The 12,901-nt window shown below is 70.8% G+C and carries 11 protein-coding genes; 8 read left to right on the top strand and 3 right to left on the bottom strand.

Annotated elements, in window-relative coordinates; translation table 11 throughout:
* On the bottom strand, nucleotides 1-239 hold a 239-nt coding region (locus tag HMPREF0591_RS33130), incomplete at its 3' end, for a DUF222 domain-containing protein (protein WP_007169784.1).
* Nucleotides 240-627: 388 nt separating this feature from the next.
* Here HMPREF0591_RS33130 and HMPREF0591_RS16670 point away from each other — a divergent pair.
* The 8 genes from HMPREF0591_RS16670 to HMPREF0591_RS16635 all read left to right on the top strand — a co-directional run bounded on the left by HMPREF0591_RS16670 (nucleotide 628) and on the right by HMPREF0591_RS16635 (nucleotide 10,081).
* Entirely contained in the window at nucleotides 628-1,107 is a 480-nt protein-coding gene (locus HMPREF0591_RS16670) for a hypothetical protein (RefSeq protein WP_007169782.1), read from the top strand.
* 5 nt (nucleotides 1,108-1,112) lie between these two features.
* A complete protein-coding gene (locus HMPREF0591_RS16665) occupies nucleotides 1,113-1,859 on the top strand; it encodes a gluconate 2-dehydrogenase subunit 3 family protein (protein ID WP_007169781.1) in 747 nt (248 codons plus the stop codon).
* Nucleotides 1,859-3,562 (top strand): GMC family oxidoreductase, encoded by a 1,704-nt coding sequence (locus HMPREF0591_RS16660; RefSeq protein WP_007169780.1) that lies wholly within the window; start codon nucleotides 1,859-1,861, stop codon nucleotides 3,560-3,562. The genes HMPREF0591_RS16665 and HMPREF0591_RS16660 overlap by 1 nt, the downstream gene beginning before the upstream one ends.
* The gene (locus HMPREF0591_RS16655) at nucleotides 3,555-5,345 is read left to right on the top strand and encodes a glycoside hydrolase family 15 protein (RefSeq protein ID WP_007169779.1); all 1,791 of its coding nucleotides are present in this window, start codon (nucleotides 3,555-3,557) and stop codon (nucleotides 5,343-5,345) included. Before HMPREF0591_RS16660 ends, HMPREF0591_RS16655 begins: the two co-directional genes overlap by 8 nt.
* A gap of 20 nt (nucleotides 5,346-5,365) precedes the next feature.
* Nucleotides 5,366-6,373, top strand: a complete 1,008-nt coding sequence (locus tag HMPREF0591_RS16650) for an SDR family oxidoreductase (protein WP_007169778.1) — start codon at nucleotides 5,366-5,368, stop codon at nucleotides 6,371-6,373.
* Entirely contained in the window at nucleotides 6,370-7,476 is a 1,107-nt protein-coding gene (locus tag HMPREF0591_RS16645; RefSeq protein WP_040623240.1) for an enolase C-terminal domain-like protein, read from the top strand. Before HMPREF0591_RS16650 ends, HMPREF0591_RS16645 begins: the two co-directional genes overlap by 4 nt.
* Before the next feature lie 159 nt (nucleotides 7,477-7,635).
* On the top strand, nucleotides 7,636-8,274 hold the full coding sequence (locus tag HMPREF0591_RS16640; RefSeq protein ID WP_425270217.1) for a PAS and ANTAR domain-containing protein: 639 nt from the start codon (nucleotides 7,636-7,638) through the stop codon (nucleotides 8,272-8,274).
* A gap of 19 nt (nucleotides 8,275-8,293) precedes the next feature.
* Nucleotides 8,294-10,081 carry an ABC-F family ATP-binding cassette domain-containing protein gene (locus HMPREF0591_RS16635; protein ID WP_007169775.1) on the top strand — a complete coding sequence of 596 codons (1,788 nt, stop codon included), beginning with the start codon at nucleotides 8,294-8,296 and terminating at the stop codon, nucleotides 10,079-10,081.
* A 9-nt stretch (nucleotides 10,082-10,090) separates the two neighbouring features.
* Here the strand turns inward: HMPREF0591_RS16635 and HMPREF0591_RS16630 are convergent, their stop codons facing one another.
* Together HMPREF0591_RS16630 and HMPREF0591_RS16625 are read right to left on the bottom strand one after the other, a co-directional pair.
* A complete protein-coding gene (locus HMPREF0591_RS16630; RefSeq protein ID WP_007169774.1) occupies nucleotides 10,091-11,152 on the bottom strand; it encodes a type III polyketide synthase in 1,062 nt (353 codons plus the stop codon).
* 124 nt (nucleotides 11,153-11,276) lie between these two features.
* A partial coding sequence (locus HMPREF0591_RS16625; protein ID WP_007169773.1) for an acyltransferase domain-containing protein occupies nucleotides 11,277-12,901 on the bottom strand: 1,625 nt, incomplete at its 5' end.

The following is a 12,901-nucleotide window of genomic DNA, read 5'->3' as shown; positions in this document are numbered from 1 at the left end:
AGGCTGACCTGAAACGCCGCGGCCACCTCGGCACCCACCGCCGCCCAGGTGTCCACCGCCCAATCCGCCTCTTCACCGCGCTGGGCGCGCCGCAGCTCGAACAACTCCCCGATCGCATCCAACCGCTCGGCGACCACCCGCGCCTCCAACCGCCACGACGCGCACATCCGATCCACCAACGCCCGCGAGCGCTCACACCGCGGCGGCTCCCAGTAATCGTGCACCCGTGTATCGAACATGTGTTCGAGTATGCCATGCGCCACCGACAACCGGGCGGAGACCTCGACACGGCGACCCGACACCGGTCGAACTGTTTACGTCGACGGGAATCGGGTACGCACCGGATGCGCTTCGGTCACGACGCGCGTCGGGACCACCTCGGTTGAAACACACAGCTGGGCGCTTCCAGTTCTCTGGGCAGTCAGCGCGATTCGTCGTCGCGGTGTGGTCGCCAGAGCGTGTTTCGGTCCAAAAGTGAGGTGACGCATGGGCAATGAGGACCCGCCCCGTTTGGCGCGGACGACTCAGCTCGGCATTCCCGGCCCCATGACGGCGGCCAAGCAGTTCGCGAAGGAATTCAAACCGAGCCGGTAGCTCGGTGAACCAACGAGCCAGGAAGGGAACCCAATGTTGTTGTTAGGCAACGGAGGACGGCGCACCGGCGAGGCGCAGCAGCTCACCGAGCGGGCGCTGTACGACGTGGCGCACGGCCGCTTCGAACGCTCGTTGTCCGGGCTGACTGCCATCGCGGCCGTCGTCACGACGGCGGAGATCTATTTCGAGCACTACAAGGCCAGCTTCGGCAACAAGTGGATGTGGAGCCCGATCGTGGTGACGCCGCCCGTGGTGGTCGCCGGCATCGGCGGGGTGTTCTCGCGGCGCTGGGCCAAGCTGTGGCTGCCGATCACCGCGGGCGTCTACACCGCCAACGGCCTGATGGGTGAATACCTGCACGCCCGCGGGGTCGCGCGCAAGCCGGGCGGGTGGAAGAACGCGTCCTACAACGTGCCCATGGGGCCGCCCATCGCGGCGCCCGGGCTGATGTGCATGGTCGGCGGGATGGGCCTGCTCGCCTCGATCCTGCGACGCGAGCGGTTCCGGGGCTGAGCGCGATGGCCGACACCTCTCGCCCCGACCACCTGCCCAACCTGCGCCCCGATCGCGAGCCCCCGCACCCGTCCTGGCTCCCCAAGCAACGCCGGGGCATCACACCCCAAATGATCGGCCGCTACCCGGATTACGACGTCCTGGAAACCACGGACTCGTGGGACGACGCCACCAAGAAGGTGGTGCTGGCCCGGCTGGAACCGCCCGGCCCGCTGCGGTTCTTCGGCCCGGACGAGGAGCCGTGCCTGCGCGCGTTCTGCGACACGGTGCTGGCCCAGGACCGTGAGCCGCGAGTGCCGGTGCCCGAGTCGGTCGACTCCAAGCTCGCCGACGGGCGCCTCGACGGGTACCAGTACGCCGACATGCCCGACGACCGCGACACCTGGCGGCTGGTGCTGCGCGGTCTCGACGAGACCGCGTCCCGCCGGTACGGGAAGTCGTCGTTTGCCGACGCGGACCCCGACACTCGCGAGGCGATCATCGACCAGTTCTCGCAGGGTGACCTGGACGGCGGCGCGTGGGAACGCCTGAACGTGAAACGCGCGTGGTCAGTGTGCATGCGAATGACGTTGTCCGGCTTCTACTCTCACCCGTGGGCGTGGAACGAGATCGGGTTCGGCGGCCCCGCCTACCCGCGCGGCTTCATGCGTCTCGGGGGTGCCACCGGGCCCGCCTCCGCGCGCGAGCCGTTCGAGACCCCGGGCGCCACGGACGAGGACCCGGTCCGCGTGGTCCAAGACGGTGAGCTGTGATGGGCGACCGACTCCGCGGACTGCTCAAGGGGGCGATCGGCCCTAAGGACAACGAATCGCGGTTCCTGCTCGACGTCCATTCCCGTGACCTGCCCGGCGAGAAGACCATGCAGCGCTACGGCGACGACGACGAGGTCGACCTGGTGGTCGTGGGCGCCGGCGCCGGCGGATCGGTGCTCGCGCAACGGCTGGCGCGGGCGGGCTGGCGGGTGGTGATCCTCGAGGCGGGCCCGTTCTGGCACCCGGACGAGGACTGGGTGTCCGACGAGGCGGGCTCCCATTCGCTGTACTGGACGCAGAAGCGCATCATCGGCGGCGACGACCCGATCGAGCTGGGCAAGAACAACTCCGGGCGCGGGGTGGGCGGCTCGATGGTCCACTACGCCGGCTACACCCCGCGGTTCCATCCCAGCGACTTTCACACCTACACGCTCGACGGGGTCGGGGCGGACTGGCCGATCCGGTACGAAGACATCCGCGCGCACTACGAACGCATCGAGCTCGAGTTGCCGGTGGCCGGGCAGAACTGGCCGTGGGGCCATCCCCACCGCTATGCCTTCTCCCCGCATCCCATTTCGGGCGCCGCCGCCAAGCTGTGGCGGGGCGCGATGCAGCTCGGCATCGAGATGCGGGTCGGGCCCGTCGGCATCGTCAACGGCACCTTCGGCAACCGGCCGCACTGCATCTACCGCGGTTACTGCCTGCAGGGCTGCAAGGTCAACGCCAAGGCCAGCCCGTACGTCACGCACCTGCCCGACGCGCTCGCGCACTCGGTGGAGATCCGCGCCAACTGCATGGCCGCCCGCGTCGAGCTCGACGAGAGCGGCGCCGCGCGCGGGGTCGTCTACTACGACGAGGTGGGCGGCACCGAACGGTTGCAACGGGCCAAAGTCGTTGCGATCGCCGGGTATTCCATCGAAACGCCGCGCCTGCTGCTGAACTCGGCCAACGACCGCTTCCCCAACGGTCTGGGCAACAACGACGATCAGGTCGGCCGCTACGTGATGGTGCAGGGCGCCACGCAGTCCGCGGGCCGGTGGTCGGACGAGGTCCGGATGTACAAGGCGCCGCCGCCGGAGGTGTCCTCGGAGCAGTTCTACGAGACCGACCCGTCGCGGGGGTTCGCCCGCGGCTTCTCGATCCAGACTGTGTCGCCCATGCCCATCGGGTGGGCCGAGCACGTGCTGGCCGACGGGCACTGGGGCCGCGCGTTGCGCGAGTACATGCGCGACTACAACCACTGGGCGACCATCGGCGTGCTCAACGAGCTGCTGCCGCGTCCCGGCAACCGCGTCACGCTCGCCGACGAGACCGACCCGTACGGCCTCCCGGTGGCCCGGTTCGACTACACGCTGTGCGACAACGACAAGGCCAACATGGCCTACTCCACCAAGGTGATCGGCGACATCCTGCACGCCGCCGGCGCCCAGGACGTGCTCACCATCCAGCGGTTCGCCCACCTGATCGGCGGGGCCCGGATGGGGACCCGTCCGGACAACTCGGTGGTCGACTCCGACCACCGGGTGTGGGGCGTGCCGAACCTGTTCCTCGCCGACGGCTCGGTGTGTCCCACGCAGGGCTCGGCGAACCCGGCGCTGACGATCATGGCGCTGGCCTCGCGGCTGGCCGAGCGGATGGCGACCGGGAAGATCCGCAGCGACGTCCCGGCGCCGCGGCGATCGGAGGCCGGGGTCCGTGGCTGACCGCACGATCGACCTCGAGGCGACCTACTCGCCCCGCGTGTTGCGCGAATACGCGCTGCTCGCCGACGGCGAGCGGGGCGCCCTGATCGGGCCGCAGGGCGACGTCGCGTGGCTGTGCGCGCCGCGGTGGGATTCGGACGCGGTGTTCTCGAATCTCATTGGGGGCGACGGGGTATACGCGATCACCCCGGCCGACGTGCGGCACGTCTGGGGCGGATTCTACGAGCCGGGCAGCCTGATCTGGCGCGACCGGTGGATCACCCGCGACGGCATCATCGAATGCCGCGAGGCGCTGGCGTTCCCCGGCGACCCGGACCGGGTGGTGCTGCTGCGCCGCCTCCTGGGCTGCCGCGGCACCGCGCGCGTGCGGGTGTTGCTGCAGCCGAGCGCCGCGTTCGGCCGGCACGGCGCGGGCGACCTGAACTTCGACGACGGGATCTGGACCGGGAAGTCGGGACGGTTGCGGTGGCGCTGGCGCGGCGGCTGCGACGCGCGCGTCGTCAAATCGGCGCACGGCCACGGGGACCTGCTCACCTGTGAGGTCACCGTCGAGGAAGGCGGTCAGCACGACTTCGTGCTGGAGCTCTCCGAACGCGGACTCCCCGGCCAACCGCCCGATCCCGACATCACCTGGGACGCAACGGAAGCCTCCTGGCACCGCAGCATGCCCGAGCTGAACGGCACCATCGCACCCCGCGATGCGCGGCACTCCTACGCGGTGCTGCGCGGGCTGACCAGCAGCGGCGGCGGCATGGTCGCCGCCGCCACGATGAGCCTGCCCGAGCGCGCGCACACCAACCAGAACTACGACTACCGCTACGCGTGGATCCGCGATCAGGTCTACGCCGGCATCGCCGCCGCGACGGTCGGTGCGACCGAATTGCTGGACTCCGCGGTCGAATTCGTCGGCGCCCGGCTGCTCGAGCACGGTCCCGACCTCAAGCCCGCCTACACCATCACCGGCGCCAGCGTGCCCAGCGAAGAAACCCTCGACCTGCCCGGCTACCCCGGGGGCACCGACAAGGTGGGCAACTGGGTCAACCAGCAATTCCAGCTGGACGTCTTCGGCGAGGCGCTGCAGCTGCTGGCGTGGGCCGGCAACGCCGGCCGGCTGGACGTCGAGGGCTGGCGCGCCGCGCAGGCCGCCATCGGCGCGATCGAAAAGCGTTGGCGCGAGCCGGATGCGGGGATCTGGGAGATCGACAACGAATGCTGGACCCAGTCACGCCTGGCGTGCGTGGCCGGGCTGCGTGCCATTGCCAAGGTGGCCGGCGGCGGCCCCGAGATCACCGCCTGCACGTCGCTGGCCGACACCATCCTGGCCGACACCGCCGCCAGCAGCCTGCACCCGCAGGGCGGCTACTGGCAGCGCAGCCCACGGCTGACCGACGTCGACGCGTCGCTGCTGCTGGCCCCCGTGCGCGGGGCCGTCCCCGCCGACGACCCGCGCACCCGGGCCACGTTGGACGCCGTCCGCGATCAGCTGTGCCACGACGGGTTCGTCTACCGCTTCCGGCACGACGAGCGCGACCTCGGCGACGCCGAGGGCGCCTTCCTGCTCTGCGGATTCATGATGGCGCTCGCCGAACACCAACTCGGACACGCCCATTGCGCCATGCGCTGGTTCGAGCGCAACCGCGCCGCGTGCGGACCCCCCGGATTGTTCTGCGAGGAGTACGACATCAGGCAGCGCCAGCTCCGCGGCAACCTCCCCCAGGCCTTCACGCACGCGCTGATGCTGGAATGCACGGCCACCCTCGCCGACGACGCCCACCACGGCTGAAACGAAAGGAAACACCCGCGATGACGCAGACAGTGGTAATCACCGGAGCCAGCGCCGGCATCGGCCGCGCCACCGCCCAACTGTTCGGGCAGCGCGGGGCGAACGTCGCCCTGCTCGCCCGCGGGGCCGCCGGCCTGGACGGCGCCGCGCGCGACGTCGAATCCGGCGGCGGCAAGGCGCTGACCATCCCCACCGACGTTGCCGACTACGAGGCCGTCGTCGCCGCGGCAGACGAGACCGAGTCGACCTTCGGGCCCATCGACGTCTGGGTGAACGTCGCGTTCACGTCCGTGTTCGCGCCGTTCAGCGAGATCACCGCCGAGGAGTTCAAGCGCGTGACCGAGGTGTCCTACCTCGGGTACGTGCACGGCACGATGGCGGCGCTGGCCAAGATGCGCCCGCGCGACCGCGGCACCATCGTGCAGGTGGGCTCCGCGCTGAGCCAGCGATCCATCCCGCTGCAGTCCGCCTACTGCGGCGCCAAGCACGCCATCAACGGCTTCACCGAGTCGGTGCGCTGCGAGCTGCTGCACGAGCACTCGAAGGTGCGGATCACCGTCGCCCAGATGCCCGCGGTCAACACCCCGCAGTTCTCCTGGGTGCTGTCGCGGCTGCCGCGCCATCCCCAACCCGTGCCGCCGATCTACCAGCCGGAGGTCGCCGCCCGCGGCGTCGTGTACGCCGCCGATCATCCGGAGCGCAAACAATATTGGGTCGGCGACAGCACCATGGTCACGCTGCTGGCGCAGAAGTTCGTCGCGCCGCTGCTGGACCGCTACCTGGGCCGCACCGGATACGACTCGCAGCAGACCCAGGAGCACGTCGGCCCGGGACGGCCGCACAACCTGTGGCACCCGCTCGACCAGGAGGACGGCAGCGACCACGGCGCGCACGGCGGCTTCGACGACCAGTCCCACGCGCTGAGCCCGCAACTGTGGGCGTCCCAGCACCCCGTCGTCAGCGGCACGGGCGCGCTCGGCGCCGCGGGGCTGGGCGCGTGGCTCGCCGCGCGCCGGTGGGCACGATGAGCGCCGACGCATCCATCGACGAGGTCACCGCGCGGGTCTACGAAATCCCCACCGACGCACCGGAAGCCGACGGCACGCTGCCGTGGTCGTCGACCACCATGGTGCTGGCCGAGGTCACCGCGGGTGGGCGGCGCGGGATCGGCTACACCTACGCCGACGGCGCCTGCGCGGCGTTGATCACCGGCAAGCTCGCGGGCACGCTCACCGGGCACCGCGCGCTGGACATCACCGGGCGGTGGCAGGCCATGGTCCGGGCGATGCGCAACAACGGGCGGCCGGGGCTGGTGTCCTGCGCCATCTCCGCGGTGGACACCGCGCTGTGGGACCTCAAGGGCAAGCTGTTGGACCTGCCGGTGTGCCGGGTGCTGGGCATGGCCCACGACGCGGTGCCGATCTACGGCAGCGGCGGGTTCACCACCTACGACGAGCGACAGACCCGCGCCCAACTCGAACGCTGGGTCGACGAGTGGAAGATCCCGCGCGTCAAGATCAAGATCGGCGAATCGTGGGGCTCCGACGAACGCCGAGACCTCGATCGGATCGCGCTGTCGCGCAACGTGATCGGGTCCGATGTCGAGCTCTATGTCGACGCCAACGGCGCCTACGGGCGCAAACAAGCGATCCGGGTGGCGCACGCCATGGCCGACCACGACGTCACGTGGTTCGAAGAACCGGTCTCCTCGGACGACCTCGCCGGGCTGCACGAGGTCCGCGACCAGGTGAGCCCGGACGTCACCGCCGGCGAGTACGGCTACGACCTGGCCTACTTCAACCGGATGCTCGCCGCGCAGGCGGTGGACTGCCTGCAGATCGACGTCACCCGCTGCGGCGGGATCACCGACTGGCTGCGCGCCGCGGCCGTGGCCGCCGCCAACAACGTCGACGTATCCGGTCACTGCGCGCCCAACCTGCACGCCCACGTGGCGACCGCCGTGCCCAATCTGCGGCACCTGGAGTACTTCCACGATCACCACCGCATCGAGCACATGCTTTTCGACGGCGCCCTTTCGCCCGAGGGCGGCGAGTTGCGGCCCGACCAGCACCGGCCCGGCCTGGGCCTCGAGCTCAAGGAGGCGGACGCGCAGCGCTACCGGAAATCCTGAGCCGTGAATGGATTCGCGCGAAAGTGGGCATTGATATCCAGAGGACATAGTTAGGGATCTGAAGGACAGCGCGCGATGACCGTGAACTTTGAGGGCGAGGCCGTGGGACGACGCGATGACGACTCCGCGCACGACGAGTCGTCGGAGGCGTCCAAGGCGATGATGGCCGACGTCGAGGCGGAGGAGCGCAGCGCGGTCGACCTCGTCCTCGGTCTCGGCGACCCGCAGAAGGTCGGCAGGTTCGAGTTCTTCATGGAGAGCGAGCGCTGGGAGTGGTCGGACGCCGTCGCCCGCATGCACGGCTACCGGCCGGGAGAAGTGCGGCCGAGCACCGACCTGCTGCTGCAACACAAGCATCCGGAAGACCGCGGGCACGTGGCCGCCGTCCTGGATCAGATTCTGCGGGGCAAGCCGTTCAGCAGCCGGCATCGCATCATCGACACCGCGGGGCGCACCCGGTGCGTGGTCGTGGTGGGCGACCGGATGCTCGACGACGACGGCGAGCTGATCGGCACGTCCGGGTTCTACGTCGACGTCACCGACTCGCTGCAGAGCGACATCAACAACGTGCTGTCGGCGGTCGCCGACGCCCGCGCCTCGATCGAGCAAGCGAAGGGCGTGCTGATGGCCGCCTACGGCATCTCGGCGAGGCGGGCGTTCGACATCCTGGTGTGGCGTTCCCAGGAGACCAACCTGAAGCTGCGCGACCTCGCCGGCCGCTTCCTGGACGCGGTGGCCAGCACGGCGTCGGCGGAGACCCGCAGCGAAGTCGACCGGGCGCTGCTCGCCCTGGAATAGCCGCAGTAGGGTCGGGCCAGTGGCGCACCTATTGGGAGCCGAGGCCGTCCGCCTCGAGTATCCGACCCAGCTGGTATTCGAATCGGTCACGCTCGGCGTGAACGACGGCGCGCGCATCGGCATCGTGGGGCGCAACGGCGACGGCAAGTCCAGCCTGCTGCGGCTGCTCACCGGCCAGCTGAAGCCCGACTCCGGCCGCGTCACCCGGCGCGGCGGGCTGCGGGTCGGCGCGCTGAGCCAGGCCGACACCCTGGAGCCCGACCGCACGGTGGGCTGGACCCTGGTGGGCGAGGCCGCCGACCACCAGTGGGCGCGCGACGCGCGGGTGCGCGACGTGGTCGCCGGACTGGTATCCGACATCGGTTGGGACGCAACGATAGCCACGCTCAGCGGCGGCCAGCGCCGGCGCGTCCAGCTGGCGCGGTTGCTGATCGGCGAGTGGGACGTGATCGCGCTCGACGAGCCGACCAACCACCTGGACATCGAGGGCATCACCTGGCTGGCCGAGCACCTGAAGCAGCGGTGGGCGCGCAACACCGGCGGGCTGCTGCTGGTGACGCACGACCGCTGGTTTCTCGACGAGGTGGCCACCACGACGTGGGAGGTGCACGACGGGATCGTGGAGCCGTTCGAGGGCGGTTACGCGGCCTACGTGCTGCAGCGCGTCGAGCGGGACCGGATGGCCGCGGCCAGCGAAGCCAAGCGGCAGAACCTGATGCGCAAGGAGCTGGCCTGGCTGCGGCGCGGCGCGCCGGCGCGCACCTCGAAGCCGAAGTTCCGCATCGAAGCCGCCAACCAGCTGATCGCCGACGTGCCGCCGCTGCGCAACACCGTCGAACTGGCCAAGCTGGCGACCGCCCGGCTCGGGAAGGACGTCATCGATCTGCTCGACGTGTCGGTCTCCTTTGACGGCCGCCCGGTGCTGCGCGACGTGGAGTGGCGGATCGCGCCGGGCGAACGCACCGGCATCGTCGGCGCCAACGGGGCCGGAAAGTCGACGCTGCTGGGGTTGATCGCCGGAACCATCGCGCCGGACACCGGGCGCGTCAAGCGCGGCAAGACGGTTCAGCTCGCCGTGCTCGACCAGCAGGGCGACGCGCTGGCCGGCCTCGCCGACGACCGCATCGCCGACGTGCTGGGCAGGTTGCCCGGCGGGTACCAGGTCGAGGGCCGCGAGGTGACGCCGGCGCAGCTGCTCGAGCGGCTCGGCTTCGGGCGCGGACAGCTCTCCGCGCGCGTCGGCGAGCTGTCCGGCGGGCAGCGACGGCGCCTGCAGCTGATGCTCACCCTGCTGTCGGAGCCCAACGTGTTGCTCCTCGACGAGCCGACCAACGACGTCGACACCGACATGCTGACCGCCATGGAGGACCTGCTCGACGCGTGGGCGGGGACGCTGATCGTCGTGTCGCACGACCGCTACCTGCTGGAGCGGATCACCGACCAGCAGTACGCGATCCTCGACGGCCGGTTGCGGCACCTGCCCGGCGGCATCGACGAGTACCTGCGGCTGGCGGCCGACCACCCGACCCCGCAGGCCGGCGCCGCGACGGCCGGTGGGCCGGCGCCCGCCGAGCCGCAAGGTATGTCGGGGGCGCAGCGCCGGTCCGTCGAGAAGGAGCTGGCCGGCGTGGACCGCCAGCTCGCGCGCCTGGCGGACCGGATCGCCGACAAACACCGCGAACTGGCCGGGCACGACCAGTCCGACCATGTCGGGATCACCCGGCTCACGCGGGAATTGCGGGCACTGGAGGACGAGGTCGCCTCGACCGAGGGGCGCTGGCTGGAACTGTCGGAGGCACTGGAGTGAGGAGCCGGCTCAGCGCCAGCGCAACAGGACCAGCTCCGAGCTGAATCCCGGTCCCATCGCGACAATCAGTCCGGGGCTCCCGCCGGGTGGCGGCTTGGCGATGGTGTCACGCAGGATGTGCAGCACGGACGCCGACGAGAGGTTCGCGATCTCGCCCAGCGAGCGCCAGGTCAGCTCGAGGGCGTCGGGCGGCAGTTCGAGGCTGTCGCCGATCGCGTTGATGACCTTGGGACCGCCGGGATGCGCCACCCAGGCCCCGATGTCGTCCTTCGTCAGGCCGTGGACGCCGAGGAAGCGGCCGACGTCGTCGGCGAGGTGGCGGTCGATGAGGTTCGTCAGCTCCGGGGACATCACCAGATGCAGCCCGGCCGAGCTGACATTCCAGGCCATGACGTGCAGCGACTCGGGATACAGGCGGCTGCGGGAGTCGACGATGTCGGGCCCGCCGGGGCTCAGCCGGTCGGCGCGACGGTCGCCGACGGCGACCACGGCCGCGGCGCCATCGCCGAACATGGCGGTCCCCACCAAGCCCGAGACGGTCGGCCTGACCGCCGGGAAGGTGAGCGAGCACAGCTCGACCGACACCAGCGCCGCGACGCCGTCCGGCGCGCCGCGCAGGTAGTCGTGCAGCCTGCCGACCCCCGCCGCCCCCGCGGCGCAGCCCAGCCCGAACAGCGGCATCCGGCGCACGTCCGGGCGCAGGCCGAGCCGTCCGGCGATGCGCGCGTCCAGCGACGGCACCGCGACGCCGGTGACCGTGGTGGTGGCGATCATGTCGATGTCCTGGGCCCGCAGGCCCGCCTCGTCGAGCGCGCCCAGCAACGCTTGGCAGCCGAGTTCGACGGCGTGGTCGATGAAGATCTCGTTGGCCTCGCCGAAATCAGTGAGCGACGGGTACCGCTCGAGCGGCAGGACCAGGTGGCGGCTGTTGACCTTGGCGGCGGCGTGCAGCCGGCGAACGATCGCCTCGTGCTCCTTCAGCGCGGGCAATTCGACGAGTTGGTCGGTGATGTCGCGCTGGCTATAGCGATGCGGCGGCAACGCTCCGAACACACCCGCGACGACGCTCATGCCCAACCCTCGTGCTTGCATCCCGGCTCGAACGGGACTTCCGCCAATCCCCGGAGTTTAAGCGGTTCGGAGTGGGCCGGCAAAAGTTTGACGTATTCGACATGTGTTGTATTGACTGGGGATTTCATCGTTTCCCATCCTCTTCAGTCGAGTTGAGCGCCATCGCGATCAGGGCGTCGGCACTCAACGAATCGATCGGGTCGTCACCCGTAACCGGTTCATTGGCAACGCTTTCCGGCTCACCGGCGAGCAGGAGCAGCTTGTCGAGCAATCCTGTTCTGCGGAGCTCCGCGAGCGGGATCCTGCGCAGCGACGACCACAGCTTGTCCTCGTCCGATTCGTCGCCGTCGCCGCGGAACAGTTGCTGCCGCAGCCGATCGGCCAGCGCCGCCGGGGTGGGATAGTCGAAGATCAGCGTGCGCGACAGGGCCAGCCCGGTGGCCGCCGTCAGCCGGTTGCGCAGCTCGACGCCGGTCAGCGAGTCGAACCCGAGGTCGGCGAAGGCGCGGTCGCGGTCGACGGCACGGCCGTCCGCATGCCCCGCGACGGCGGCCGCGTGTTCGCAGACCAGCTCGACCAGCCGCCGCTGTTGCTCGGCGGGCGGCAGGCCGTGCAACTGCCCGGCGAGGTCCGGAACCCGGCCCGCCTTGGCGGGCAGCGCATCCCGCCCGCCCCCGAGCCAGAATCGTTGGCGGGCAAAGCCGTACGTCGGCAGGTCAACGCGGCGGCCGCCGGAGCCGGCCAACGCGGCCGGCCAGCCGATGTCCAGTCCGGCGGCGAACAGCCGGCCGGCCGCCGTCAGCACCGACTCGGCCTCGGGACCCGCTTTGGGCAGGGTGACCACCGAGATCGGCCGCTCGGTCGTCAGCGACTGGTCCACGGCCGCACTCAACGCGGCGCCCGGCCCCACCTCGACGAACGCCGTCACGCCCATGGCCTCGGCGGCGCGCACGCCGGCGAGGAAGCGCACGGGCCGGCGCACGTGCTCGACCCAGTACCGCGCGGACCCGTACCCGGGTCCGGCCGGATCCCCGGACACGTTGGAAATCAGGCAGATTCGCGGCTGCCGCGGCTCGATGTCGGCGACCCGGTGCGTGAACTCGTCGAGCATCGGCTCCATCAGCGCGGAATGGAACGCGTGCGAGACCGCCAGCCGGTGCGTGCGCCGGCCGGTGCCCGACAGGCGATCCGCCAGCGCGGCCACCGCTTGGCGCTCGCCGGACAGGACCACCGCATCGGGGCCGTTGACGGCCGCGATGCCGACACCGTCGGTCAGCATCGGGGCCACCTCGGCCTCGCCCGCGCTCACCGCCACCATCGTCCCGCCCGCCGGCAACCGGCCCATCAACTCGCCGCGCGCCGCCACGATGCGCGAAGCGTCCGGGAGCGACAACACGCCGGCCACATGCGCCGCCGCGATCTCCCCCACCGAATGGCCCAGCACCACGTCGGGCGTCACGCCCCAGGACCGCCACAGCGCGGCCAGGGCGACCTCCAGCACGAACAGCGCCGGCTGGGCGAACTCGGTGCGCCGCAGCGACTCCGCGTCGGTGCCCCACATCACCTCGCGCAGCGGCGTCCGCAGGTGGGCATCCATCGCGGCCGCGGCCTCGTCGAAGGCGTCGGCGAAGGCCGGAAAGTGTTGATGCAGTTGGCGACCCATGCCCGGCCACTGCGAGCCCTGGCCGGGGAACGCGAACCCCGTCCGGCCCGCCGGCCCCGCGCGGCCGACCACCACACCGGCGGCCG

The sequence above is a fragment of the Mycobacterium parascrofulaceum ATCC BAA-614 genome (genome assembly GCF_000164135.1).
Lineage (GTDB): Bacteria > Actinomycetota > Actinomycetes > Mycobacteriales > Mycobacteriaceae > Mycobacterium > Mycobacterium parascrofulaceum.
Note: the sequence above shows the minus strand (reverse complement) of the source record. Positions and strands in the feature narration are given on the sequence as shown.

Coding starts and splice junctions, on each gene's coding strand:
- HMPREF0591_RS16670 (WP_007169782.1), top strand. CDS start 628: ATGTTGTTGTTAGGCAACGGAGGACGGCGCACCGGCGAGGCGCAGCAG.
- HMPREF0591_RS16665 (WP_007169781.1), top strand. CDS start 1,113: ATGGCCGACACCTCTCGCCCCGACCACCTGCCCAACCTGCGCCCCGAT.
- HMPREF0591_RS16660 (WP_007169780.1), top strand. CDS start 1,859: ATGGGCGACCGACTCCGCGGACTGCTCAAGGGGGCGATCGGCCCTAAG.
- HMPREF0591_RS16650 (WP_007169778.1), top strand. CDS start 5,366: ATGACGCAGACAGTGGTAATCACCGGAGCCAGCGCCGGCATCGGCCGC.
- HMPREF0591_RS16645 (WP_040623240.1), top strand. CDS start 6,370: ATGAGCGCCGACGCATCCATCGACGAGGTCACCGCGCGGGTCTACGAA.
- HMPREF0591_RS16640 (WP_425270217.1), top strand. CDS start 7,636: ATGATGGCCGACGTCGAGGCGGAGGAGCGCAGCGCGGTCGACCTCGTC.
- HMPREF0591_RS16630 (WP_007169774.1), bottom strand. CDS start 11,152: ATGAGCGTCGTCGCGGGTGTGTTCGGAGCGTTGCCGCCGCATCGCTAT.